The organism is Novosphingobium sp. BL-52-GroH (assembly GCF_044813085.1).
In the GTDB taxonomy this organism is placed as follows: Bacteria; Pseudomonadota; Alphaproteobacteria; order Sphingomonadales; family Sphingomonadaceae; genus Novosphingobium.
In genome coordinates this window covers 1,514,897-1,539,495 of sequence record NZ_CP171152.1, presented here as the reverse complement: position 1 = coordinate 1,539,495, position 24,599 = coordinate 1,514,897, and the positions used below count along the sequence as shown (strand labels likewise).

Sequence of the window (24,599 nt, the reverse complement as noted above, 5' to 3'; positions counted from 1 at the left end):
CACTGTGCGGGATTACAGGCCGAGTTCGTCCAGCCCGGGGTGACCGTCGGGTCGCGGCCCGAGCGGCCAGTGGAACAGTCGTTCATCCTGCCCGATAGGCAGGTCGTTGATGCTCGCGATCCTGCGGGCCATCAGGCCATCGGCGGCGAATTCCCAGTTCTCGTTGCCGTAGGAGCGATGCCACGCCCCGGCATCGTCATGCCATTCATAGGCGAAGCGCACCGCGATCCGATTGCGGTCGTGGGCCCACAATCCCTTGATGAGCCGATATTCGTGCTCGCGCTGCCACTTGTCGGTAAGGAAGGCGACGATGGCGTCGCGGCCCTGCAGGAATTCGGCGCGATTCCGCCACAAGCTGTCCTCGGTATAGGCCAGGGCGACACGCGCCGGATCGCGGCCGTTCCAGCCATCCTCGGCGGCACGGACCTTCTGGAGCGCGGTGTCTGTGGTAAAAGGGGGAAGGGGTGGTCGCGACATGCCAAGGGGGCCTTTCGGATGGGTGAGGGTCAGGCGAACGGCGTGGTGAATTCAAGCCGGATACCGCCCGGGATGAAGACGAGGAAGTGGCGGGTCGTCGAACCGGCGCGGATTGGGCCGGGCGCGGCATCGACGACCACCTCCGGATGCGCGGTCACGCTCTCCCAGGCTTGCTCCAGCGCCGCATCGTCGGCGACCGAAAGCGACAGGGGGTGCAGTCCGATGTTTGCGCGCCGGTCTAAGGCCCGGGCCGTCAGCGGGTCGGCCGCGCGCCACAGGGTCAGCAGGATCGCGCCGTCTGACACGAAGATGGAGGGATAGTCGGGTACGCCCCCCACCTCGTCGAAGCCAAGGGTCCCGCAGAAGAACGCGCGCGCCTGCTCGAGGTCGGGAACGGTGAGGCCGACGTGGTGGATGCCCTGCGTGAGTTTGCCGGTCATGATCGTTCTCCTTCCAGTTGCTCGATACGGGCCCGCAATCTGCCGATTTCATCGATGAGGGGCTGGGTTCCGCGGCGGACTTCCGCTTCGGTGAAGCGCGGCGTGATGTGCTGCGGGCAGTTCCAGTCGAACCCGATCACGTCGATCACGAACGCGCGTTCCGGTTCGGCGAGATAGTCGGGCGGCATCAGCGCCGCGATGTCCGCCGGGTCCTCGCTGGAACGGGCATGGCCGATCAGCTTGAGGCGCCGGCGGTTCGGATAGTCCATCAGGAACAGCGAGACGCGGTCGTCGGCGGCGATGTGCGCGGTCGAGAGATACTGCCGGTTACCCCGATAGTCCGCAAAGCCCAGGCGATTGCCCGCGATCGGGCGCAGGAAGCCTGTCGGGCCGCCGCGATGCTGGACATAGGGCCAGCCGTCCTCGGACACGCTCGCCATGTAGAAACTGTCCCGGGCCGCGATGAAATCCAGTTCGCGGTCGGTAAGGATGTCTGCGGGACCCGCGCCTGCCTCCATCCGGGCGTAGGAGCCGCGCGATCCGGCAGCCGCCTGCAATGCGCGGGAACCGGGGCCGAACAGGGTGTGAAGAAATGTCTGTGCCATGGCCAGGAGGTAGCGCGTTGCTTTCGCCATGATAATTCGCGATGATTGAGGTTCACTATTTCATTTTGAGGAATAATGGATCGGTTCGAAACCCTGGCGGCCTTCGTCGCCGTCGCCGATCGGCGCGGTTTCGCCGCAGCGGCGCGGGCGCTGGACATCTCCCCTCCCGCCGTCACCCGCGCCGTCGCGGCGCTGGAACGGCATCTGGGCGTCACGCTGTTCCATCGATCGACCCGCGCGGTGTCGCTGACGGACGAGGGGACTGCCTTCATCGAGCGCGCGCGGCGGATACTGGCGGATTTGCGCGAGGCTGAACAGATCGTGATGGGCGGTCGCTCGGTGCCGCGCGGCCAGCTTTACGTCACTGCACCGGTGATGTTCGGGCGCCTGCACGTATTACCCGTCATCGACACCCTGCTCGCGAGCCACGCAAGGTTGAGCGCGCGCATGATGTTGCTCGACCGCAATGTCCGCATCGTCGAGGAAGGCATCGACGTCGCCGTGCGGATCGGCGCGCTGTCGGACAGCACGCTGCGGGTGGTGAACATCGGGTCGGTGCGGCAGACCATCGTGGCGAGCCCTGCCTATCTTGCCGAGCATGGGACGCCCCTCGATCCGGCCGACCTGGTCCATCACCGCTGTATCGTCGGCAGCGGCGTGCGGGTCGGTGGCACATGGCCGTTCGGCGCGAAGGGCACCAGGATCGTCGAGGTCGCGCCTCGCCTCACCGTCAACACCATCGAGGCGACCTTGGACGCCGCCGTGGCGGGGCTGGGGGTGGCCAACATGTTGAGCTACCAGGCCAGCGCGTCGCTAGCGAGCGGAAGCCTCGTGCAAGTCCTGGAGGATCACGCCCCGGCACCGATGCCCGTTAGCCTGCTCTACGACCCCGGCCGCGCGGCGATGCCCGCTGTGCGCGTCTTCATCGAGGCGATGCGCGAGCGGGCCAAGGAAGATCGCTGGAACTGACGATGCCCAGGCGAGCCGGCGACGTGTCGAGGCGGGGGTGGTCGATGAACCGCTGAATGTGCCCTGTGGCTCCGTTTGCTCCTGAATCAGTAGATGACGATGTCCGCGTTCGTAAGTGCCAAACCTGGCGATAGAGCAGCGAACTGAACCGTGGCGCCGGAACCTGACCCGTCGGCATCGAAGAACAGGTCGCCCATGGTGCCGTTGTAGAGAACCCGCGTGGCCGGGTCGGCTGCTGCGGCTCCAACGGCGAAAGCCGATACGGACAGGGTGCCCACCGCCAATCCCCCAAAGCTGGCATCGTCCAGGAAGATGGTATCGTCGAGAACGGAGAAGTCGGAGATCGTGTCGATGTTTCCGGGACCCGTCACGGTGTCGAAGTAGAACCCGTCCGCGCCGGCGCCCCCGCTCAGAACATCGGCGCCTAGGCCACCGTAAAGCGCATCATCGTCCAGACCGCCGGAAATCGAGTTCGCCGCGCAGCAGATTGTCGGGCCCATTGCCAATGGCGGAGTTGGCTCCGGTTCCGTCGTCTCACTTTCAGGAAGAGGCCATCACCGTCACCAGAGGTGCCGGCTTCGCCAGCACGGCTTTGACTTCGTTGGCGGTAAGCTTGCCCATGTCGGTTCCCCCCAAACATAACCGCAGAAAACAGCGCCTTTCGGCGGTTGTCTATGAACACTGAGGGATGGGTGAATGGCGGGCGGGAGGGAACCGTATTGTTCCAATATATAATTGATAATATTACATTTTATTATATATGAAAAATCATCCCCCACATTATCCCCCACACTTTCTCAAAGTGTCTCTACATTTCACCCGCTGCCGGTAGCGAGACTGCCCGCACGCGCGCTTCTCATATAGCGCTGTAGCGGGTGGGCAGTCTTGCGGGCGTATTGATGATGCCCCGTCAGACATGGGCTGAGCCAGACACGCATACGTGCTGCGAGTCGTACGACGGAATGCGCCGATCGGTTCCGACAGAGGAGCCATGGATCAGTTTTTCCACAGCCTCTGTGAATTTTTTTATCCTTTAGGTCAGATATAGTCGGCGAAAATCAAAAATCGCTTCAAAAGCCTTGCTCCATGTGGGCATTGTGCCGGAAACGCAAAATATTGATCCTATAGGTTCCTCAGATTTCGCCTTACGGATCAAACATTAAGCTAACTGGTGCTCTCTTGATTGCAGATATGATTCGCTGAATACCTCGGGCGTCCGCAGTAGATCGGGCTTAACGTCGAGGAATTATTCCCATGAATTGTATGCTTTGCTCAGTAAATGAGGCCGCGCAGATGCTCGGCATCGGTCGAACCAAGATTTACGACATGCTCTCGAAGGGCGATCTGGCCTCGATGCAGATTGGCACGCGGCGGCTGGTCAAGATCGATAGCATCAAGGCGCTGATCGAGCGCGCCACTGGAGGTGCCGCATGAGCGATACACTTGACGATGAAAGGGCCGGTACTGTTGTGGAGACAGCAACCGGCCCAGAAGATGCCAAAGCGGTCAGCCCGGCAACTCTTGATACCGTAGATATCCAACTGCCGCCAGACGAAACGCCGCCGACTGATGCTGCCATCAGCGACGGAGCTGAACTGCTGGATCGAGTCTTGGCATTTATGCGGCGTTTCGTAATCCTACCATCGGAGGACGCAGGTACTGCGATGGCACTCTGGGCCGCTCACACGCACCTAATGAGTGCATGGGAAACAACGCCGCGCCTCGCATTCCTGTCAGCGGAGCCGGGCAGCGGCAAGTCGCTGGCGATGCGGCTTACCGCGTTGATGTGTCCGCTGGCTCTGGAGGCATCCAGCGCGACCACGGCCAGCCTCGTTCGAGCCTTGGATGATCCCGAAGGGCGACCGACATACTTCATCGACGAAATCGACACGAAGTATGGACCGAAGGCCAAGGGCGACGAAGACCTGCGCTGTCTAATCAACGCCGGTCACGGCACGAATGGCTTCATCATGCGCACTGAACTGGTGAACAACCAGTGGCAGCCAGTCAAAATGAGTGCATTCGCGGCGATGGCCATGGCCGGGATCGGAAACATTCTTCCCGACACGATCCTGACCCGCTCCGTTGTCGTAAAGATGCGGAAGCCCTTGCCGAACCAGAAAGCCGAGCGGTATCGCCAACGTGTTCATGGCAAGCTCGGGGAAGCTCTTCGCGCTGAACTCGCTGCATGGGCCGATCAGGTTCGTGAAGGGGCGGCCCAGTTCTGGCCGACCCTACCCGACAGTATCGCTGACCGGGATGAGGATGTATGGGGACCGTTGATAGTCGTCGCCGACCTAGCCGGAGGACTGTGGCCTGATCGGGCGCGACAGGCGGCAATCTCGGCAGTGAAGACGGCGAAAGCGAACAACAAGCCTTCGCTGGGTGTCCAGTTGCTTACAGGCATACGAGAAGCCTTCGGGGTCAAAGACCTGATCTCTTCTCGCGAACTGGTTGATGTGCTGTCGGCGGATGAGGAAGCCCCATGGGGCAGCTTCGGACGCAAAGGGCTGGAGCCTCGTGCCTTGGCGGAAATGCTGGCGGAGTATGACATTCAGCCGAGACCGATCCGGCCAAACGGATCGACTGGCTCGATGGTGCGGGGCTATAGACGCGAAGACTTCCGGGATGCGTGGGAGCGTCATCCCTCGCCCATTAAATCTGACGTAACAAGTGTCACACCTGTCACTGACGAGGAAGCCGTCACGAAACCGGAATGCTGAAAATCGTCTGATCTCCAGCATATGTTACAGGTGTTACGCCTGTGACACCTCGGAAGAAGGGTGGCAGGGGAATGACCTCTGCCACCCTTTCCGATAAATCCGAGTTGGATCGCGGAACAAGAATGAAAACATTCAATGACCTCTGATGCCTATCTGACGTTCAGAGCGGACCCGCCCCAAAGGGCTGGGTCCGGCACTTCACTCCCCGAAAATGCTGTCGGGGAGATATTCGATAGCCTGAGCATAGAGCGTGGCATTGGCCTCGGAGTCGGCACAGAAGTCCAGAACCTCACGGTTTGAACGGGCCACGTCGATGCGGGCTTCTCGCAACAGAGTGTCGCGGAAGGTCTTGCGATGGATCGCATGGCGGTCACGCTGGTCGGTCGCCGCAGATTCCACGAAGCGGCTGGCCATGTCGATACCACCGCTAACGGTGGTGACGGTCTTGCTGACCATGCCAGCGGTGTCGGTAATGGTGCCAAGAACAGCACCGAAAGTCATGCGGGTGGTAGCCATGAGGTGAATCCTCCATTGAGCCGGATAAAATCATCCAGACCAGTGCGGAGCACCCGTATAAGGGGGGGGCACCCCCGTATTCCTGTATTCCCGGACACCGGGGGGGGTATCTGTATATTGGGGGTGCCTCACGGTGACACCCCTGCCGTCAGAAGTAACGACGAAAATTTCCATAAGACTCGCGTGGCTTCGCAACGAGAAGCCGCAAGCGGCGGAAAGCCGAAACGGAATCGACACGATCTAATCGCTGTCTCACGCCCATGTCGGCCATTCACGAAGTTTCGGCTGGCACCCCGAAGCGATCGTTAGCAGCCGTTGTAATACGTTTAAGCTCGCCTCACCGTGAACATCCATGAGTACCCGTCCTTGATAGCGCCGCCGTCGAAATTCTCACGCGCCAGCGACACCGATCCGAATGGAATATGCGCCTGAAAATCCTTCAGTGAAGCGATTTGCATCTTCAGCCGTTCCACGGCATCGAAGCTCACCGCCTGCTCCAGCAAGTGCATGGCATGGAGGATAAAGATATCCTCGGCCCCGGTGCGGTCGGAAGTCACGTTGACGTTCAGCCTCACCTTCAGAACCGTTGCCGCGTGTTCCGTACCGTCGACATAATAGGCGAGGTTGTTCCGCCAGATGCCGTCACCCTTCCCGAGTTCGCGCATCGGACTCGAAGCACCCCATTCACCCTCGTATCGATGATTATAATGGCCCGTTTCCACGCCCATATCCATGAGGAATTGCATCGCCAGATATGGCGACCAGCCGTCTGACGGCGGCACGGTGGGAGGGGCCGCTTCCCGTTCCTTTAATGCCAGCAGCGCCGTCAACGTGTTCTTCAGGTCAACCTTGTTTGCCGGGCGCGCCGATTGGATTGATTTTCGCCAGCGTTCAAGCAGATCGAGATCGGTTCGAATGCGCGTGATCGCCAGCCACCGCGCATAAGGAACCAGCGCCTTGTCGATCCCAAAGATCGAGATGGTCGTGAACATCGCATTGTAAGCGACATAGGTCCGCCACGCGTACAGGAACGGCAGGAAGGCTACCGAAAGGATGATCGGGATGATCAGTTCAAGCCAGTTCGCCCATGTGAACGTATCGCGCCACAGTCCGACCGACTTCCACAAGCTGAACCCGATATAAGAAAATCCGATCAGGCTGGAGAGACGGCCCATAAGTTGGGCGACGGACGCGTGCTCTGGTTTGTGTTTGCCCACCTCCGCCATCAGGACGACGATGGTGACAAATGGCAAGGCGATCAGTTCCACGATTAGCGGGAAGCTGTAGAGTTCCGCGATGAATGTGACAAAGACCGCCACACTGAGGATTTCCGTCGTGATCTTGCCAAGCCCCGCCTTGCGGTTCTTGGCCGTCGCCACCTCGAACATGGTGACGAACGCGAACGACGCGAGCCAAATAATGGTAGTTTTCAGGTTTGCGACTGACCACCAACCCAAATAGCTGAGAAGGAAAATCTCGCCGGTAGCGTAAAGTGCAGCGATCCCTAGTGGCGTAATAAGCGCGGGTTGAAACAGCGCCCTTATCACAGCGCCCAGGCTATCGCGTGTAGACTTGTTGATCAGAACAAAAGCCGCAAAGACCGCCAACCAGATTGCCGATGCTATCTCGCGGTCGCTTATGGAATTGATGATGGCGTTCATCCCAACACAGGACACAATATCAGCGGGGGCTGCAAGCGGGGGTAGTGTGACTTCCACATCATGCCAGATGCGTCTTGCGACAGAGGCCAAGACTGCGATTCCGTATTCCGCCTGCGGCGGTATGGTGGGCTGATGAATGGAGGTCGGTTGCTTCTCCCTCCCTTTCGGCTGGGTGGCCGCTCGGGAGCGAAGGCTGCTCATCGGCCCGTAGCGAAGCGGAGGGGCCGATAGGGCAAAGCCGGGAGCGGAAAGCGGGCGGCCAGCGGATAAAATGAACCGCCATCATCATATCCCCCAACAATAATATGGGGGTACGGTTGAGGGGCTTTTGCCCCTTGGTTCCAATTCTGCCATCGGCGTGCCCAACCTTTTCCACTCCTGCCCCACCGCGCCTGCGGCGCGTGGGTTGGGCGGACGGCTGGAACACACCGATGCCATGGGCAACAGGCATCAGGTGGGATTTAAGAGGCGGCTGCGAGCCTGCCGATATTCGTCATCATCGATCACACCTTGATCATACAGCGCCTTCCATTTCGCGATCTCGTCGGCCACCGAATAGGGTTGCAGCCCGTCACGGGACATAATCTTCTGCACCTTCGGCCTCTTGGGCATTTGGATACCGAACAGGAACGAGCGAATGGCATCAAGCTGGCGAAGCAGCGGATTGAGCCAGAGATAGCGCAAGGCAAGGACCGCCGTCCATGACAGGGCTGCTAGTATAAAGGCGGCCAGCGAAACCCTGCCGGGATAGAAGGAAACGCTGTCCCTGTAGAATAGCTCATGGCTCCCTGCCGACAGGAAGAGTACGAAGAACAGGCATCCTACGGCAGCGGATAGAACCAGCAGAGCCTTGCCGACGCCCGACACCAGTTTCGTCGAAGTCTTCAGGTGAGCCGTGTTTCCGCCCTTCAGCGACATGGCCAGCCCGAACAACAGAATGCCCGCTGGCAGCAAACCGACAAGCGACGTGCAGGCGGCAATGCCGATAATGGTCGCAAAGATCAGCAGGAAACGGTCCATGGCATGCGATGGGTTGTCATCAGCCGTTGTGGAATGTGTCGCCACGTCATCGGCTGGTGCCATTCCTCCCCTTGGTTCATTCCGCGTCTGCGCGGGATATTCGTCATGCGAAGGTGAGACTTCTGCATTCGAGCCTGCCTTGCATAAAGATATGGCATGCTCCTTACCATCCGCCTTCACACGTCCGACATGGGAAAAGCCGAGCCTGCACAGCTTCCGTGCTCGCCATGAATTGCCAAAAATTCCCAAAAACACCCGGATTGCCAGCGGAATGGAGAACACCGCCAGCACAACAAGCCGGGTCGTCTCGTCGTATCGGTCATCGAGATCGAAAGACCCGTTGGCGCTGTTACCGGCGATGCTGAAGACGAAATCTATAGGCAGCAGCAGAAAGGCGGCAAGCCACAGCCCGCTGAACAAGGCCCATATCGATCCGAAGAAGAATGCTGGCCAGCACCACCCTCGTTTAACGGCTCTATAATCGCCGTCATCATCTGAAAACACGTTGAATGATCGCATATCTCCCCCTCTCTTAGCTACGCCTGCTAGGCTGGCGCGAAGAAAAACACTCATAGGTGTGATTATGATGAAATGCACCGTAAAAGCGGGATTCACACTTATACGATGTGGTGATCATATTAGGAGGGCGGCAACCACATTTGCGTGGAAGTCGATCCCAATCTTGTCCCGTTAGGTGAGGCTGTACGGCAGTTCAGGAAGGCACGTGGCCTGACCCAAGAGGACTTGTCCGGGCTGACGGAACTGCATCGCAATCATATAGGTGGGATTGAGCGCGGCGAGCGCAACATCACGATCAAGACTGCTCTAGCCTTGGCTCGTGCACTGAATGTGCAACCAGCGGAATTGTTCGCGGAATATCATCGCCCAGCCGTGGCTGAGTGAACTGCTATCCTTCGGCCACATCTACTGAAAAATCGACCATTGCCATTGCGGAATGGTAGCGGAATACTCGGTTCCATGAATAGTGGTATTATGTGGCTTGAAGGTCACGACAAACTGGCAGGCTGGGCGCAATTCCTAGGTGCGATCATTGCCTTGATAGGGTCGTGTCCCGCGGGGTGGTGTAGGAACCGTCGATCCACGGCAGGATCGAGTTCAGGTCAGGCTGCCAGTGCTGGCAAGCTGACGATAGGGTTATGGCTCACCGAGCCGAGGGTTTCCAGAGTCATGTAGCGGCGCGATACCGCCCACTCATCGTTTTGCTCCAGCATGAGTGCTCCGACGAGACGAACGACGGCAGCCTCATTCGGGAATATGCCAATCACGTCTGCCCTTCGCTTGATCTCCTTGTTGACCCTTTCCAGTGGATTTGTGGAGGCGATCTGCGCCCAATGATCCTTGGGGAAGGCCATGTAGGCGAGCACGTCTTCGCGTGATGCGTCCATCATGTCGGCCAGCTTTGGAAACTTCTCGCGCAGGGCATCAGCAACTTGGTCCCACTGCTGGTGCGCTGCCTCGGCCGTTTCCTGCGCGAAGATGGTCTTGATCATGGCAATGACAGCGGGTCGTTGTTTCGGCGCGGCATGGGCAAACGCGTTGCGCATCCAGTGCACCCGGCAGCGCTGCTGGGTTGCGGCAAATACCTTGCTGGCCGCGGCGCGCAGCCCTTTGTGATCGTCGGAGATGACCAGCTTCACACCTCGCAGGCCGCGATCCGCCAGCGAGCGCAGGAAGGCTTTCCAGAAGGGTTCGGCTTCCGACGGGCCGGTGGCTACGCCCAGAACCTCGCGCCGGCCATCGGTGTTGACGCCCACCGCGATTATCGCCGCCGTCGAGACAATCCGTCCGCCCTCGCGCTCTTTGAGGTAGGTGGCGTCGATCCATAGATAGGGCCACTCACCTTCAATGGGCCGCGTAAGGAAGGCATTCACCCGCTCGTCTATCTCGGCAACCAAACGGCTGACCTGGCTCTTTGATACACCGCTGGCGCCCATAGCCTTGACCAGATCGTCGACCGAACGGGTCGAAACGCCGTGGACGTAGGCTTCCTGGATCACTGCCGCCAAGGCCTTCTCGGCGGTGCGGCGTGGCTCCAGGAAGCTCGGGAAGTAACTGCCTTTGCGCAGCTTCGGGATTGCCAGATCAATCCGGCCAGCTCGCGTATCCCAACCGCGCTCGCGGTAGCCGTTGCGGTGGTTCAGCCGCTCCGGGCTGCGTGATCCGCAAGGCACGCCCGTCTTCGCCTCGATCTCCAGATCCATCATGCGCTCCGCGGCGAAAGCCAGCATCTCACGCACCAAATCGCTATCAGCCCCTTGCTCAATCAGCTCGACAAGGGCCATTCTGTCGTCGGTCATCGTCTTCTTCTCCAGGTTCGAGTTCGCATCCGAACCCTACCAGAAGATCGACGGTGGCCACCCTCTCAGGGAAACCTTCCTACACCACCCCGCGGGACACGACCCCTTGATAGTAACCTATTTCACAGCCTTTGCGCCGCATTGGCAGCGCAAGAGGCAGTTACGTCATGCTAGTAAAAGGCTTCTCGCGCATGCCTATGAGGCATTGGAAAGTTTTCACCGCACATCAGCGCATTTCCTGCCTCAAGCAATCAATCTGAGAGCAGCCGTCTTGATGATGAGGAGCATTATCAAAGAGATGGACAAATTTCCAATATACGAATTGGACGATCAGGGAAGTCATTCGACGGCACGTCGCCTAGTGGCCGTGAGCACCACTTTAGAAGGAGCATGCTTGCTTTTAGATGATATGGCTTCTCGCTTGGGCAGCGATCAAATGACCGAAGATGATCGCAATTTTATGAGGGGATGGATCGGGGAACGGTTAGAGGCGGTCACAGCAATTTTGGCGGGTCGTCCCCTTCAACGTCCCGATCCGTCAGATTTTATTGGCGGAGAGTTCAGGCCTTAACAAACGCTAGGCAGATGATTCCCGCGTCAAGCTCGACTCGTGATCGATACAACCTTCGTCAATGCTCGATCCATGGCACAGTATGCGCCCCACGCTTCCATCAGCTTCCGGCGCTTTTCGAGCATACCGCCCCGTTGATAAGCTCGCTCGACCTCATTCGGGTTCTGGTGGGCCAGTGCCGCTTCCGCCACTTCGCCGGGGAAATTGGTCTGCTCGGCAACCCATGTGCGGAATGAGGATCGGAAGCCATGAACCGTCACTGGTTCCTCCATCCGACGCAGCACTTTGAGCAGTGACATGTCAGACATGGCGCCGCCGTTCATGCCGGGGAACACAACATCAGTTCCTTCTCGCCGAACAGCCGCAGCGCTTCGCAGCACGGCCACGGCTTCGGGCGATAGCGGTACGACATGCTCACGCCGCATCTTCATGTGATCGGCGGGTACCGTCCACAAGGCGTTCTCAAGATCGAACTCATTCCATGTCGCAAACCGCACTTCCTGCGAACGAGCAGCGGTCAAAACAGCGAACTCCAGCGCGAGGCGTCCCCATACTCCGCCCGTGACGCGAAGGCGGGTGAGGAAGGCTGGTACATTGACATAGGGCATGGCCGGATGATGCTTGCCGCCAGACTGCTTGGGCAGGCCCTTGCCTGCCGCCAGTGCCTTATGTGGGGCTTCGGTGGCTCGCCAACCGCGAGCATGGGCATAGTCCAAGACGGTGCAAATCCGCTGTTTCACTCGCCGCCCGGTTTCCGGTGTTTTCGTCCATACTTCGGAGATGGCCGAAATGATCTCGCCAGCGGTGATGCCGCCTACCGGCTTGGAGCCAAGGAGAGGGAAGGCATAGGTTTTCAGTGTGCTCAGCCACTGGTCCCCGTGCTTCTCGTTCGCCCATTGATGCTTATGCGCCTCAAGATAGGCATCGGCCGCCTCCTTGAAGGAGACGGTTTCAGCCTTGGCCTTTCGCTTCTCCGCTACTGGATCGCGGCCTTTGATTCGGACTGCCTCACGCAGTTTCACGGCCTCGATACGGGCGTTGGCCAAAGTCACCAGTTTGGCTGTGCCAATGGTGTAATCGCGCCGTTTTCCTTGGTGCTGAATGCGAACGAGCCAAGATGCACCGCCGCGTTTGTCCACTTTCAGGAATAGGCCGTCGCCATCCTGATAGGTGCCGGGCTTACTCAGAAAAGCCTTCACCTCGTTGGCCGTCAGATTCCCCATGACTCACCTCGCCGGGGTATTCCACCACACCCCCTGAAATCCACCACACTTTCCACCACGTTTTATCGTGGTTACAGGCGAACTTCAACGAACATCGACGGCCTGAGAAAACCTAGTTTTCCGCAGAAATACGCGCCTTTCGGCGGTTAACTGTGAACACTGACGGATGGGTAAATGGCGGAGCGGGAGGGATTCGAACCCTCGATACGCTTTTGGCGTATACTCACTTTCCAGGCGAGCGCCTTCGACCACTCGGCCACCGCTCCGCATGCACTGGATAGGCGCTGGCCCCTAGCGAAGGCTGCGGGGTTTCGCAAGCGGCGTGAGGGTGGCATGAGCGTGTCATGCGCACATTTCTTTCCGGGCTCGCCCTTGTCGCCCTTTACGCCACGCCCCTGGCCGCCGCGGACGCTCCCAAGGCATTGACCCCGAACGACATCGTCGCCGCCGCGCCGGGCGCCGACTGGGTGCGGATCGCGCCGGCCGATCTCGTCGTGATGGAGCTTGCGCCCGACGGGCGGGGGCGGGCGCGGCGGGTGGTGATCCAGTTGATGCCGCCGCCGTTCGCGCAAGGGTGGGTCGGCAATATCCGCAAGCTCGTCGCCGCGCGCTGGTTCGACGGGATCGCGGTGGTGCGGGTTCAGGACAACTACGTCGTGCAGTGGGGCGATCCCGACGGGGAGACGCCGGGGAAGGCCAAGGCTTTGCCTGCCAATTTGGTCGAAGTTGCCGAGGATGCCTACGTCGTCGGCACGCGGGACCCGGTAGCGGCCAAGATTGCCGGCAAGCTCATGGTGGGTTCGCTCGAACGCGATTTTCCCAATCCCGGAAACAACTACAAGCCTTCCCATAAAGGTTTCGCGTCCATCAGGGATTCCTACGCCTCCGCGACTGGTCTGTGGGCCGGGTGGCCCGTGGGTCTCGGCCAAGATGCCCTTTGGCCGCTTCATTGCTACGGCATGGTCGGCGTGGGCCGCAACGTCTCGCCCGACACCGGGACCGGGGCGGAACTCTACACCGTGATCGGCCAGGCGCCGCGCCAGCTCGATCGCAACATCGCGCTGGTCGGGCGGATCATCGCCGGGATGGAGCACCTCTCCTCGCTGCCGCGCGGGACGGGCGATCTCGGGTTCTACGAAACGGCGCAGGAGCGCACGCCGATCGTCTCGGTGCGGATGGGGAGCGAGGTGCCCGGGCTGGCCGGTTACGAATATCTCTCCACCGAAAGCGCCAGCTTCGAGGCTTATGTCGACAAGCGTGCGAACCGCAAGGACGACTTCTACATCCAGCCCGCCGGCGGGGTAGACGTATGCAACGTTCCGGTGCCGGTCCGCGTGGTGAAGCGGTGAATCACGGTATGATCGAGCACGTCACCCACACGGGCCGGCTGTGGCGCTGGACGGGCGGGGCGAACAGCGGGACGTGGCATTTCCTCACGGTCGACGGCGGGGCGGGGGAAGCGCTTTCGGGGACTGCGATCATGCGCAAGCTGGAAGGAAACGCGCGGGGGTTCGGGTCGCTCAAGGTGAAGGCGCGGATCGGGGACAGCGTGTTCGCGACGTCGGTTTTCCCGAGCAAGGCGGACGGGGGGTGGTTGCTGCCGGTCAAGGCCTCGGTGCGCAAGGCGGAAGGGATCGGCGAGGGCGATGTGGTCGAGGTGTCGCTGGTGTTCTGAGGGCGATTGCCCCGTCATTGCTTCGCTATGCTCGCAATGACGGGGAGCGTTTCACTCAAACAGGACTTCCCCCTAGATCCGTTCCGCGTCCGCCACGGCCTCGCTGGCCCGCAGCGCTCCCGAAATGCGCGTCAGGTGCGCCAGGTCCGATACTTCGAGGTCTACCTCATACGTGCCGAAAGGCTCGTCCCTCTGCACCATCTGCAGGTTGGTGACATTGGCGCGGTTGCCGGCGAAGATCTGGGTTACTTCGGCCAGCGTGCCCGGGCGGTTGTAGAGCACGAGGCGCAGGCGGCCGACCGCTCCGGTGGTGCGCTCGCCCCAGGAGAGGTCGAGCCAGTCGGCGTCGACGCCGTTGGCGAGCGTCATGCAGTCGATCGTGTGGACTTCCACCTTGTGGTCGGGCCGGCGCAGGCCGACGATGCGGTCGCCGGGGACGGGGTGGCAGCATTCGGCCAGCTCGAAACCCATTCCCGGCGTCAGGCCGCGGATCGAGATCGCCTGTTCGCCGCGGGTCCAGTCGGGCTCGTCGGGCAGTTCGGCCGTGCTGCCGGGGACCAGGGCTTCCATCACCTGGCGGTCGGTGAAGCGGGCGGAGCCGATGGCGAACATCAGGTCCTCCTCGTCGCGCAGGGCGAGGCGGGCGATGGCGCCGGAGAGGGCCTTCTTGCCGATCCGCTGGGGCAGGCGGCCGGCGATCTCGTCGTAGAGCTTGGAGCCGATCTCGGCCACTTCGGCGCGCTCCTTGGCGCGGACGGCGCGGCGCACGGCGGCGCGGGCCTTGCCGGTGACGACGAAACCGAGCCAGGAAAGCTGCGGCTCGGAGGTGGGGCTCTTGATGATCTCGACGACGTCGCCGTTGACCAGTTGGGTCCGCAGCGGGACATGCCGCCCGTTGATCTTGGCGCCCACCGCGGCATTGCCCAGGTTGGTGTGGACGCCATAGGCGAAGTCCACCGCGGTCGAGCCCTTGGGCAGCTGGAACAGCGCACCCTTGGGGGTGAAGGCGAAGATGCGGTCCTGGTAGATCGCCATCTTGGTGTTTTCGAGCAGCTCCTCGGCGTCGTGGCTGGCATCGACGATCTCGATGAGGTCGCGCAGCCAGCCGACCTGGCCATCGGGCCGGACGCCGCCCTGCTTGTAGGCCCAGTGCGCGGCGAGGCCGAATTCGTTGAGCCGGTGCATGTCCTGGGTACGGATCTGCACTTCCATGCGCATCGAGCGCTCGAAGATGAGCGCGGTGTGCAGCGACTGGTAGCCGTTGGACTTGGGCGTCGAGATGTAGTCCTTGAAGCGGCCGGGGATCATCTGCCAGGCTTGGTGCAGCACGCCTAGTGCCTTGTAGGTGTCCTCCACCGAGTTGGTGAGGACACGGAAGGCCATGATGTCGGTGATCTGCTCGAAAGTGACGTGGCGCTCGGCCATCTTGCGCCAGATCGAATAGGGATGCTTTTCGCGCCCCGAGACCTCGACGTTGAGGCCCGCTTCGGCGAGCGCCTGCTTGATGGAGAGCGCGATCGCGTCGACCTGGCCGCCTTCCTGGCTGCGGATCTGGGCGAGGCGGCCGGCGATGGTGGCGTAGGCCTCGGGTTCGAGTTGCTCGAAGGCGAGCAACTGCATCTCGCGCATGTATTCGTACATGCCCACGCGCTCGGCGAGCGGGGCATAGATATCCATCGTCTCGCGGGCGATGCGGCGGCGCTTGTCCTCGTTCTTGATGAAGTGGAGAGTGCGCATGTTGTGCAGGCGGTCGGCCAGCTTGACGAGCAGGACGCGCAAGTCCTCGCTCATCGCCAGCAGGAACTTGCGCAGGTTTTCGGCCGCTCGCTCGCTCTCGGTCATCGCCTCGATCTTGGAGAGCTTGGTCACGCCGTCGACCAGCCGCGCGACGTCGGGGCCGAACAGCTTCTCGATTTCCTCGATCGTCGCCAGCGTATCTTCCACGGTGTCGTGGAGCAGGGCGGTCATGATGGTCTGCTGGTCGAGCTTCAGCTCGGTCATCAGGCCGGCGACTTCGACCGGATGGCTGAAATAGGGGTCGCCGCTGGCGCGTTTCTGGCTGCCGTGTTTCTGCACGGTGTAGACATAGGCGCGGTTGAGCAGGGCCTCATCGGCCTCCGGTGCGTATTCCTTGACGCGTTCGACGAGTTCGTACTGGCGGAGCATGTCACACCGTCATGTCAGGATTTATTGCGGCGCGACAAGGGGGAAGCGTTCAGATGCAGATTTTGCAACGTTTCCCCTTCCGTCTTCCGACGCCCGCAGCGAAATGGCGGCATTAAAAATTCAATCGTTTTCATAGTTAATATACGGAAGGGTTTTGTTAACTCTCCGGGAAGGGCGCGGCGGCACTATGGGGCTGGACCGGAGCCGTGCCGCCTACTCCCCCGCCGGGCGCCTCCGGTCCGAACCGAACACAAGAGGCGCGCGAACGACATGGCAGATCTCGATGCTTACGGCGATGTCCGGCCCGAATGGCTGAAGGCGCTGGCACTGCGCGCCCGGCCGGTTCCTCCCCCGCCGGGCGCCGATCATCCCCACAGGTCGCCGCGTGTACGCACGCTCATCCGCGCGGTGATCGGCGGCGAGGGGCGCCCCGGCGAGGACGTCATCGTCCGCAACGTGTCGCCGGGCGGCATGTGCATTGCCTCGCGCACCCTGCAGCCCAGCTGTGGCGAGACGCTGCACGTGGCACTGCCGGGGCAGGGCAACCTGAAGGCCCAGGTGCGCTGGGTCGGCGACGGCGAGTTCGGCATCCAGTTGATGGGCGGGCTCGACGTCGGGGAAGTGCAGGCGACCAACCGGCAGCGCAACGCCGGTTTCTCCGCCGCGCTGGAGCGCCTGCTGGGCGTGCGCCCGCAGAAAGAGCGCACGTCCTCCGGCCTGCGCCCTTGCTGAAGCACCACTAACCCCGCTTGACCACCCTTCGCGCCTGCACAATAGTGTGCCGGGTGAGCGAGACAGTCGTCGACCCGAACCCCGCCAGTTCCAGCCCCTCCGTGGTGCTGCCCGCGCGCCCCGAGGCGATCCGGCTCGATCCGGCGACCACCGCCGTCATCGTCGTGGACATGCAGAACGCCTATGCGACCAAGGGGGGCTACGTAGACGAAGCAGGCTTCGACGTCGGCCCGGCCGCGGCGGTGATCGGCCGTATCGGCGACGTGCTCGATACAGCGCGCGCGGCGGGCATGACCGTGGTGTTCCTGCAGAACGGCTGGGACGCCGGCTATGTCGAGGCGGGCACGCCGCTCTCGCCCAACTACCACAAGTCCAACGCGCTCAAGACCATGCGCGCACGGCCCGAGCTTTCGGGCAGGTTCCTCGCGCGCGGCGGGTGGGACTACGAACTGGTCGATGCGCTCGCCCCGAAAGAGGGGGACCTGCGCGTCCACAAGCCGCGCTATTCGGCGTTCTTCAACTCGCAGCTCGATTCTGTGCTGCGCGCGCGCGGCATCCGCACGCTGGTGTTCACCGGCATCGCCACCAACGTCTGCGTCGAATCGACCCTGCGCGACGGTTTCCACCTCGAATACTTCGGCGTGCTGCTGGAGGATGCGACGCACCACCTGGGACCGGACTTCATCATGGAGGCCACGGTCTACAACGTGGAGAAGTTCTTCGGCTGGGTCTCAACCGTCGCCGATTTCCAGACCGCTGTGAGCCAGCTTCCACCGAAGGAATGACCATTGCCGTTCGACGCCATCAACCCGCCGCAGTTTCCGACGCCGATCGCGCCTTACTCTGCCGGCGCAAGGGCGGGCGACACGCTCTACGTGTCAGGCATGCTCGCTCTGGGCGAGGGCGGGACGGTGCTGCACGTCGGCGATGCTGCCGGGCAGACGCGCCACGTCCTCGAAGCGATCAAGACCACCGTGGAGGCCGCCGGCGGCACCATGGCGGACGTCGCCATGAACCACATCTTCCTCAAGGACATGGCCGACTACGCCGCGTTCAACCAGGTCTATGCGGAGTATTTCCCCGGCGCCAAGCCCGCGCGCTACTGCATCAAGTGCGACCTCGTGAAGCCCGACTGCCTGGTCGAGATCGCCTCGGTCGCCCACCTTGGTTGAGGCAGGCGGCCTCCACTACCAGTTCCACGGCGCAGAAGACGCGCCCACGCTGATCCTGTCGAGCGGCCTTGGCGGGTCGGGCGGCTACTGGGCGCCCAACCTCGCCGCGCTGTCCGAGCACTACCGGGTCCTCACTTACGACCAGCGCGGCACCGGGCGCAGCGACCGCGGGTTGCCGGAGACGACCTCGATCGAGGCCATGGCGCAGGACGTCGTCGCACTGATGGATGCGCTCGAGATCGAGACCGCCCACTTCGTCGGCCATGCGCTCGGCGGCATGATCGGCATCGAGGCTGCTCTGGCGTCCGGCCGGATCGACCGGCTGGTGGTGGTCAACGGATGGCGCAGCCTGAGCCCCCACACCCGACGCTGCTTCGAGGCGCGGCTGGCGATCCTGCGCGGGGCCGGCACCGAGGCCTTCCTGCGCGCCCAGCCGCTGTTCCTATTCCCGCCCGACTGGATCGCCGCCCACGACGCCGAGCTGGAAGCCGACCTGGCCCACCATCTCGCCGCTTTCCCGGGCGCGGAGACGATGGAAAAGCGCATCGCCGCCGTGCGCGCCTATGCGCCAGCGGCGGAACGGCTGGCGAAACTGCGCGACGTCCTCGTCATCGCCACGCGCGACGATTTCCTGGTGCCGCACGCCGCCGCGCTCGACCTGGCCGAGCCGATTCCCGGCGCCGACGTCGCCACTTTCGGCTGGGGCGGCCACGCCTGCAACGTCACCGATCCCAAGGGCTTCCACCGCCTCGTGCTGAAATTCCTGGAGAGCTAGTCCATGCAAGTCGGCGTCTTCGTGCCCATCAACAACAACGGCTGGCTCATCAGCACGACCTCGCCGCAGTACATGCCCAGCTTCGATCTCAACAAGGAGATCGCGCTGAGGGCCGAGAAGCATGGCCTCGACTTCCTGCTCTCGATGATAAAGCTGCGTGGCTTCGGCGGGAAAAGCGAGTTCTGGGAGTACGGGCTCGAAAGCTTCACGCTGATGTCCGGCCTCGCGGCCGTGACCGAGAAGATCAAGATCTACGCCACCTGCCCCACGCTCATCATCCCGCCCGCCTTCGCCGCGCGCATGTGCAACACCATCGATTCGATCAGCCACGGCCGCTTCGGGCTCAACCTCATCACCGGCTGGCAGCCGCCCGAATATACCCAGATGGGCCTGTGGCCGGGCGAGGAGCATTTCCGCAACCGCTACCAGGTGCTCGACGAATATGCCCGTATCCTGCGCGAACTGTGGGAGACAGGCCGCTCCGACTTCAAGGGCGAGCACTATACCATGGACGACTGCCTGGTGCGGCCGGTGCCGCAAGGCGACATGAAGATCATCTGCGCGGGGTCTTCCGACGCCGGGCTGGCGTTCTCGGCGAAGTGGGCGGACTATGCCTTCTGCCTCGGCGTAGGCGTGAACACGCCGACTGCCTTCGCCTCGAACAACGCGCGGCTGGCGAAGTTCACCGCCGAGACCGGGCGCGACGTGAAGGTCTTCGTCCTCGTCATGATCATCGCCGACGAAACCGACGAGGCCGCGCAGGCGAAGTGGCAGCTCTACAACGACGGGGTGGACCTCGATGCCATCGCCTGGCTGGCGGACCAGGGCGCGAAGGACACCGTCAACACGGACACCAACGTGCGCCAGCTCGCCGCTCCCGAAGGCGCGGTGAACATCAACATGGGCACGCTCGTGGGCAGCTACGAGACGGTGGCGCGGATGCTCGACGAGATGGCCGAGGTTCCCGGCACCGGCGGGGTGCTGCTGACCTTCGACGATTTCGTGGAAGGCGTGGAAAACTTCGGCACCCGCATCCAGCCGCTGATGAAAAGCCGCGCGGGGATCTAGCGTTTGCTGTCCCGGAAGCGAGCGGGCACCGTTTCCGGCAACATCCAGAGCACCGGCAGCACGCAGAGCGCCACTGCCGCGATCATCACGCCCGGCGCGGTGGGGGCGCCGGTGCGCTCCATCAGCATTTGCGCGAGCCACGGCGTCAGCCCGCCGAACAGCGCCGTGGCAGTGGTGGCGCCCAGCGCCAGACCGCTCAGGCGCCCCTGAGCGGGAACCTGTTCGGCGGTGGCGACCGCGCCCACGGCACTGACGCCGCCCGCCAGCATCGCCAGCACCACCGCACCCAGCAGTGCCGCGCCGCTAGAGGCTCCGGCCAGCAAGCGGAACAGCACATAGGGCATCGCAGCGCACAGGACCGCGAGCCCGACCAGCACCGGCCGCCGACCCACGCGGTCCGACAGCAGCCCGACGAACGGGGTCACCACGATGACCGCCAAGGCCGCGATGGTCGCCAGTTGCAGGGCCTGCGCCTCGCCCAGGCTACCGGCCGAGGTCAGGTAGACCGGCACGTACGTGATGCCGACATAATACGTGATCGAACCCAGCGCCGAGATGGCGAAGCCGCGCAGGATGCCGGCGCGGTGGCGGGAGAGGGCATGGAGCAGCGGCCGGCTGGCGAGCGTGCCGGCGTCGCGATGGCTCTCGAACTCGGGCGATTCCTTCATGCCGGCGCGCGCGAACAGGATCGAGCCGGCAAGCGCCGCGCCGAACAGGAAGGGCAGACGCCAGCCCCAGTCGTCGAGCGCGGGGGCTGGCAGCAGGCTGACCGTCAGCGCCGAGACTCCGGCGGCGAGCAGCCCGCCGATCTCGCTGGTCGCCGCCGCCAGAGACGTGACGAAGCCCCGGCGATGCGGCGGCGCGCCCTCGAGCAGGTAGGCGACCACGCCGGTATATTCGCCGCCCACCGCAAAGCCCATCACGCAGCGCAGGACCAGCAGCAGCACCCCGGCGGCGGGACCGATCTGCGCGGCGGTCGGCAGCAGCGCGGTCACGAGCATCGCCGCCGTCATCAGCCCCATCGAGGCGAGCAGCGTCGCGCGCCGTCCGTGCCGGTCACCGAAGTGGCCGAACACCATCGCGCCCACGGGCCGCATCAGGTAGGCGACCGCGAAGCCCGCCAGCGTGGTCAGCACGGCGGCCTCGCCCTGATAGAACACGCGCGACAGGACGGTGGCGAGGTAGAGGTAGAGAGTGAAGTCGTACCATTCCACCACGGTCGACAGCGCCGCGAGGGTCAGCGAGCGGCGGTCGAGCTGGCGGGGAGCTGTCATGCCGGGGAGCGTAACCGGGGGCCGAGGCAGGAGCAACACATCGTCGCCCCGGACTTGATCCGGGAGCGCGGCGTACTCTTGAGGCGATGCTCAGCTCCAGGTAGCTTCGGGCGGCAGGCTCATAAGGATGGCATCGATGTTGCCGCCGGTCTTGAGGCCGAATAGCGTGCCCCGGTCGTAGACGAGGTTGAACTCGGCATAGCGGCCGCGCCATTCCAGTTGGGTCGCCTTGTCGGCGGGGGTGAAGGCCATGCCCAGTCGCCTGCGCACGAGGCGCGGGAACACTGCCAGGAACGCTTCGCCCACTGCGCGGGTGAAGCCGAAGTTGGCTTCCCAGGCAGCCTCGTCGGGGCATTCGAGGTGGTCGTAGAAGATGCCGCCGACGCCGCGATGGACCTTGCGGTGGGGGATGTAGAAATACTCGTCCGCCCAGGCCTTGTAGCGGTCGTAGTAGCCCTCGCCATGGGCATCGCAGGCGGCCTTGAATGCGGCGTGGAACTCCGCCGTGTCCTCATCGTAGGGGATCGGCGGGTTGAGGTCGGCGCCGCCGCCGAACCATGCCTTGGTGGTGGTCAGGAACCGCGTGTTCATGTGCACAGCCGGGACATGCGGGTTGGCCATGTGCGCGACCAGGCTGATGCCGGTCGCCGAAAAGGCGTTCTGCTCGGCCGAAGCGCCATTGATGGTGGCGGCGAAGTCCTTGGCCAGCCCGCCCGAGACGGTGGAGATGTTGACGCCCACCTTCTCGAACACCCGGCCCTTCATCAGCCCGCGCGTGCCGCCGCCGGTTTCCGCGTCCTCGCCGTCGAGCGCGGCACGCTGCCATGGGGTGTAGTCGAAGCCCGCATCGGAGCCCGCCTCGCGCTCGATCGCCTCGAATTCGGTGCAGATCGCATCGCGCAGGGAGCGGAACCAGTCGCTGGCGCGCGCGGTGAAGGGGGTCCAGTCAGTCATGCGTTATCCTCGGGGCTCGCTTGGCACGGCTTCGCCGGGGGCGCTTGCCAAATCGCGGCGGCTGCGGCAAGGGAAAGCCATGGTTCCCTTTTCGTTCCGGGACGAGGAAATGCTCCTCGTCAATGGCACCGTCGACGGCGGCCCGTCACCCGGTGCCGGGCGTGCGAGCGCGCTCTACTGGCCGCGCGAGCAGGCGCTGCTGGTCGCCGACCTGCATCTGGAGAAAGCCAGCTTCTTCGCCCGTACCGGGCAGATGCTCCCCCCCTACGACAGCCGCGAGACGCTGGAGCGGCTGGCGCAGGCCGTGCGCGTGACCGGCGCAAGGCGGGTCTTCGCGTTGGGCGACAACTTCCACGACAGCCAGGGCCCCGGTCGGCTCGAACCGCACGCAGGCGGCATGCTCGCCGCGCTCACCCGGGCGCTCGACTGGGTGTGGATCACCGGCAACCATGACCCGCACCTCGGCGCCGAAGCGGGCGGCACGCGGCTGGAGGAGCTGGCGGTGGGCGGCCTTGCGCTGCGCCACCAGGCACTGCCGGGCACCAGCGAGGCCGAAGTCTCGGGCCATTTCCACCCCCGGCTCGTCGTCAACGCGCGGGGGCGGCGGATCGCCCGGCCTTGCGCGGTCAACAGCGGCAACCGCCTGATCCTGCCCGCGTTCGGGGCGCTGACCGGGGGCATGGACGCGGCCGATCCGGCGATCCTCTCCGCGCTCCAGCCGGCCGAGGCGATCGAGGCCCTGCTGCCTGCGCAGGGGCGGCTGGTGCGCTATCCGCTGTGGCGAAAAGCGGCGTGACTTGAGCATAACCAATAGCTTCGGCAACGCGTTTGCTGGTAGCCACGAGGCCAGGCTCACGGGAATCCCTCATTCATGACCAGACGCAATACCGCAACGGACCTGCCGATCGCGATCGTCGGCGGGGGGTTCAGCGGGACGCTCCTGGCCATCAACCTCCTTCGCTACGGCGAGAAGGTCATGCTGATCGAGCGCAGTTCGGCGCAGCTTGCCAAGGGCGTCGCTTTCGGCACCCGGCGGCCCGAGCACCTGCTGAACGTGCGCGCCTCGAACATGAGCGCGTTTCCCGACGATGCCGGCCATTTCCTGCGCTGGATGGACTTTTCGGACCACGACGAGGCCAATCGCTTCGTGCCGCGCCTGACCTACGGCGTCTACTTGCGCGACGCGTTGGTGGAAGCGCTGGCCAAGGCGGGGACCAATGCGCAGATCGTCAACGGCGAGGCACTGTCGGTGGATTTCGCGGACGATGCCGCACGTGTGCACCTTGCCGACGGCGACGTGCTGGAATGCCGCTCGGTCGTCCTCGCGCTCGGCAACTTCCCGCCGGTGCCGCATCCGGTGCTGCAGTCGCTGCCGACCGCGCTCTATCGCCCCGATCCGTGGGAAGCGGCGGCGGTCGAGGGGCTGGCGGGGCTCGACCATGTGCTGGTCGTGGGCAGCGGACTGACGGCGGCGGACGTCGTGCTCTCGCTCGAAAGCTCCGGCTTCACGGGCAAGCTGACGGTGCTGTCGCGGCGCGGACTCAAGCCGCTCAGCCATGCCGAGAGCGGGCCGGCGGTCACTCCGGTGCCCGATCCCGACAAGCGCGGCTCGCAACTCGTGCGCGAAGTGCGCCGACGGGCAGGCGAAGTGGGCTGGCGCGCGGCGGTCGATGCGATGCGGCCACATACGCAGAACATCTGGCGGCGGCACTCGGTCTCAGCGCAAGCCAGTTTCCTGCGCCACCTGCGACCCTACTGGGATATCCATCGCCACCGCCTCGCGCCGTCCGTGGCGCAGCGACTGGAGGACCTCGAGGCCAGCGGGCGGCTGCGCTACGTGGCCGGCAAGCTGGGACGGGCGGAGGCGCTCGGCGGGCGGGCGCTGGTTTCCTATCGCCCGCGTGGGGAGGAGGGGATCGAACTGCTGGAAGTCGATCGCGTCTACAATTGCGCCGGGCCGGACTGTGACCTCGGCCGGGTCGACCTGCCGCTGGTGCGCGATCTCCTCGACCAGGGCCGGATTCGCAGCGACGTCCATGCCCTGGGCGTCGACATCGACCATCTCGGCCGCGTGCGCGACCGGGACGGCGCGGTGCAGGACCGCCTGCTGGCGGTGGGCCCGATCACCAAGGGCGAGGCTTGGGAGATCGTCGCGGTGCCCGACATTCGCCGGCAGGTCTGGGGCCTGGCCCGCTTCCTCGCCGACGAGCACTGGGTCGGCGGCGAGGGGCTGTGACGTGCGGCGTCAGCCTTGCGGATG

At 63.4% G+C, this 24,599-nt stretch carries 26 protein-coding genes and 1 tRNA gene; 14 read left to right on the top strand and 13 right to left on the bottom strand.

Annotated elements, in window-relative coordinates; genetic code table 11:
* Nucleotides 1–12: 12 nt before the first annotated feature.
* From ACFFDA_RS19950 to ACFFDA_RS19940, 3 genes are read right to left on the bottom strand one after another with little or no spacing between them, the layout of a single operon-like run.
* Nucleotides 13–477, bottom strand: coding sequence for a DUF1348 family protein (locus tag ACFFDA_RS19950; RefSeq protein ID WP_404482503.1), 465 nt, complete (start codon nt 475–477; stop codon nt 13–15).
* 29 nt (nt 478–506) lie between these two features.
* The gene (locus ACFFDA_RS19945; protein WP_404482502.1) at nt 507–917 is read right to left on the bottom strand and encodes a VOC family protein; all 411 of its coding nucleotides are present in this window, start codon (nt 915–917) and stop codon (nt 507–509) included.
* Nucleotides 914–1,552, bottom strand: coding sequence for a pyridoxamine 5'-phosphate oxidase family protein (locus ACFFDA_RS19940; protein ID WP_404482501.1), 639 nt, complete (start codon nt 1,550–1,552; stop codon nt 914–916). Before ACFFDA_RS19940 ends, ACFFDA_RS19945 begins: the two co-directional genes overlap by 4 nt.
* A 45-nt stretch (nt 1,553–1,597) precedes the next feature.
* On the opposite strand from ACFFDA_RS19940, the gene ACFFDA_RS19935 reads away from it, so the two are divergent.
* Nucleotides 1,598–2,491, top strand: a complete 894-nt coding sequence (locus ACFFDA_RS19935; protein WP_404482500.1) for a LysR family transcriptional regulator — start codon at nt 1,598–1,600, stop codon at nt 2,489–2,491.
* Nucleotides 2,492–2,577: 86 nt separating this feature from the next.
* Here the strand turns inward: ACFFDA_RS19935 and ACFFDA_RS19930 are convergent, their stop codons facing one another.
* Nucleotides 2,578–2,997 (bottom strand): hypothetical protein, encoded by a 420-nt coding sequence (locus ACFFDA_RS19930; protein WP_404482499.1) that lies wholly within the window; start codon nt 2,995–2,997, stop codon nt 2,578–2,580.
* A gap of 748 nt (nt 2,998–3,745) precedes the next feature.
* Between ACFFDA_RS19930 and ACFFDA_RS19925 the strand changes: the two genes are divergently transcribed.
* Both ACFFDA_RS19925 and ACFFDA_RS19920 read left to right on the top strand, forming a co-directional pair.
* Nucleotides 3,746–3,925, top strand: a complete 180-nt coding sequence (locus ACFFDA_RS19925) for a helix-turn-helix domain-containing protein (RefSeq protein ID WP_404482498.1) — start codon at nt 3,746–3,748, stop codon at nt 3,923–3,925.
* Nucleotides 3,922–5,214 (top strand): DUF3631 domain-containing protein, encoded by a 1,293-nt coding sequence (locus ACFFDA_RS19920; RefSeq protein WP_404482497.1) that lies wholly within the window; start codon nt 3,922–3,924, stop codon nt 5,212–5,214. Before ACFFDA_RS19925 ends, ACFFDA_RS19920 begins: the two co-directional genes overlap by 4 nt.
* 198 nt (nt 5,215–5,412) lie before the next feature.
* On the opposite strand, the gene ACFFDA_RS19915 is transcribed toward ACFFDA_RS19920, so the two are convergent.
* The 3 genes from ACFFDA_RS19915 to ACFFDA_RS19905 form a co-directional block, all read right to left on the bottom strand.
* Nucleotides 5,413–5,730, bottom strand: coding sequence for a hypothetical protein (locus tag ACFFDA_RS19915; protein WP_007687917.1), 318 nt, complete (start codon nt 5,728–5,730; stop codon nt 5,413–5,415).
* Nucleotides 5,731–6,056: 326 nt separating this feature from the next.
* Nucleotides 6,057–7,592 (bottom strand): hypothetical protein, encoded by a 1,536-nt coding sequence (locus ACFFDA_RS19910; RefSeq protein WP_404482496.1) that lies wholly within the window; start codon nt 7,590–7,592, stop codon nt 6,057–6,059.
* Between the two features lie 249 nt (nt 7,593–7,841).
* A complete protein-coding gene (locus ACFFDA_RS19905; RefSeq protein WP_404482495.1) occupies nt 7,842–8,930 on the bottom strand; it encodes a DUF2628 domain-containing protein in 1,089 nt (362 codons plus the stop codon).
* A 144-nt stretch (nt 8,931–9,074) separates the two neighbouring features.
* Between ACFFDA_RS19905 and ACFFDA_RS19900 the strand changes: the two genes are divergently transcribed.
* Nucleotides 9,075–9,314, top strand: a complete 240-nt coding sequence (locus ACFFDA_RS19900; protein WP_404482494.1) for a helix-turn-helix domain-containing protein — start codon at nt 9,075–9,077, stop codon at nt 9,312–9,314.
* A 218-nt stretch (nt 9,315–9,532) separates the two neighbouring features.
* On the opposite strand, the gene ACFFDA_RS19895 is transcribed toward ACFFDA_RS19900, so the two are convergent.
* Nucleotides 9,533–10,729, bottom strand: coding sequence for an IS256 family transposase (locus tag ACFFDA_RS19895; protein WP_404482493.1), 1,197 nt, complete (start codon nt 10,727–10,729; stop codon nt 9,533–9,535).
* A gap of 106 nt (nt 10,730–10,835) precedes the next feature.
* Here ACFFDA_RS19895 and ACFFDA_RS19890 point away from each other — a divergent pair, with 106 nt between their 5' ends.
* A complete protein-coding gene (locus ACFFDA_RS19890) occupies nt 10,836–11,300 on the top strand; it encodes a hypothetical protein (RefSeq protein WP_404482492.1) in 465 nt (154 codons plus the stop codon).
* A 26-nt stretch (nt 11,301–11,326) separates the two neighbouring features.
* Here ACFFDA_RS19890 and ACFFDA_RS19885 read toward each other — a convergent pair whose 3' ends face one another.
* Together ACFFDA_RS19885 and ACFFDA_RS19880 are read right to left on the bottom strand one after the other, a co-directional pair.
* Nucleotides 11,327–12,523: a tyrosine-type recombinase/integrase gene (locus ACFFDA_RS19885; protein WP_404482491.1), complete on the bottom strand. Its 1,197-nt coding sequence runs from the start codon at nt 12,521–12,523 to the stop codon at nt 11,327–11,329.
* Between the two features lie 175 nt (nt 12,524–12,698).
* Nucleotides 12,699–12,789 (bottom strand) — tRNA-Ser (locus ACFFDA_RS19880).
* 78 nt (nt 12,790–12,867) lie between these two features.
* Between ACFFDA_RS19880 and ACFFDA_RS19875 the strand changes: the two genes are divergently transcribed.
* The gene (locus ACFFDA_RS19875; protein ID WP_404482490.1) at nt 12,868–13,872 is read left to right on the top strand and encodes a peptidylprolyl isomerase; all 1,005 of its coding nucleotides are present in this window, start codon (nt 12,868–12,870) and stop codon (nt 13,870–13,872) included.
* An 8-nt stretch (nt 13,873–13,880) separates the two neighbouring features.
* Nucleotides 13,881–14,198 carry a DUF1905 domain-containing protein gene (locus ACFFDA_RS19870; protein WP_404482489.1) on the top strand — a complete coding sequence of 106 codons (318 nt, stop codon included), beginning with the start codon at nt 13,881–13,883 and terminating at the stop codon, nt 14,196–14,198.
* A 72-nt stretch (nt 14,199–14,270) separates the two neighbouring features.
* Here the strand turns inward: ACFFDA_RS19870 and ACFFDA_RS19865 are convergent, their stop codons facing one another.
* A complete protein-coding gene (locus ACFFDA_RS19865; protein WP_404482488.1) occupies nt 14,271–16,364 on the bottom strand; it encodes a RelA/SpoT family protein in 2,094 nt (697 codons plus the stop codon).
* A 270-nt stretch (nt 16,365–16,634) separates the two neighbouring features.
* Here ACFFDA_RS19865 and ACFFDA_RS19860 point away from each other — a divergent pair, with 270 nt between their 5' ends.
* From ACFFDA_RS19860 to rutA, 5 genes are read left to right on the top strand one after another with little or no spacing between them, the layout of a single operon-like run.
* Nucleotides 16,635–17,096 (top strand): PilZ domain-containing protein, encoded by a 462-nt coding sequence (locus ACFFDA_RS19860; protein ID WP_404482487.1) that lies wholly within the window; start codon nt 16,635–16,637, stop codon nt 17,094–17,096.
* Nucleotides 17,097–17,149: 53 nt separating this feature from the next.
* A complete protein-coding gene (gene rutB, locus ACFFDA_RS19855) occupies nt 17,150–17,881 on the top strand; it encodes a pyrimidine utilization protein B (protein WP_404482486.1) in 732 nt (243 codons plus the stop codon).
* 3 nt (nt 17,882–17,884) lie between these two features.
* Nucleotides 17,885–18,268, top strand: a complete 384-nt coding sequence (gene rutC / locus ACFFDA_RS19850) for a pyrimidine utilization protein C (protein ID WP_404482485.1) — start codon at nt 17,885–17,887, stop codon at nt 18,266–18,268.
* Nucleotides 18,261–19,043 (top strand): pyrimidine utilization protein D, encoded by a 783-nt coding sequence (rutD, locus tag ACFFDA_RS19845; RefSeq protein ID WP_404482484.1) that lies wholly within the window; start codon nt 18,261–18,263, stop codon nt 19,041–19,043. The genes rutC and rutD overlap by 8 nt, the downstream gene beginning before the upstream one ends.
* A 3-nt stretch (nt 19,044–19,046) precedes the next feature.
* Nucleotides 19,047–20,111: a pyrimidine utilization protein A gene (rutA, locus tag ACFFDA_RS19840; protein WP_404482483.1), complete on the top strand. Its 1,065-nt coding sequence runs from the start codon at nt 19,047–19,049 to the stop codon at nt 20,109–20,111.
* On the opposite strand, the gene ACFFDA_RS19835 is transcribed toward rutA, so the two are convergent.
* Nucleotides 20,108–21,385, bottom strand: a complete 1,278-nt coding sequence (locus ACFFDA_RS19835; protein WP_404482482.1) for an MFS transporter — start codon at nt 21,383–21,385, stop codon at nt 20,108–20,110. The two genes, rutA and ACFFDA_RS19835, sit on opposite strands and share 4 nt — an antisense overlap.
* A gap of 90 nt (nt 21,386–21,475) precedes the next feature.
* A complete protein-coding gene (gene hemF, locus ACFFDA_RS19830; protein WP_404482481.1) occupies nt 21,476–22,339 on the bottom strand; it encodes an oxygen-dependent coproporphyrinogen oxidase in 864 nt (287 codons plus the stop codon).
* Between the two features lie 79 nt (nt 22,340–22,418).
* On the opposite strand from hemF, the gene pdeM reads away from it, so the two are divergent.
* Nucleotides 22,419–23,135 carry a ligase-associated DNA damage response endonuclease PdeM gene (gene pdeM, locus ACFFDA_RS19825; RefSeq protein ID WP_404482480.1) on the top strand — a complete coding sequence of 239 codons (717 nt, stop codon included), beginning with the start codon at nt 22,419–22,421 and terminating at the stop codon, nt 23,133–23,135.
* Between the two features lie 75 nt (nt 23,136–23,210).
* A complete protein-coding gene (locus ACFFDA_RS19820) occupies nt 23,211–24,575 on the top strand; it encodes an FAD/NAD(P)-binding protein (protein ID WP_404482479.1) in 1,365 nt (454 codons plus the stop codon).
* Nucleotides 24,576–24,599: the final 24 nt, after the last annotated feature.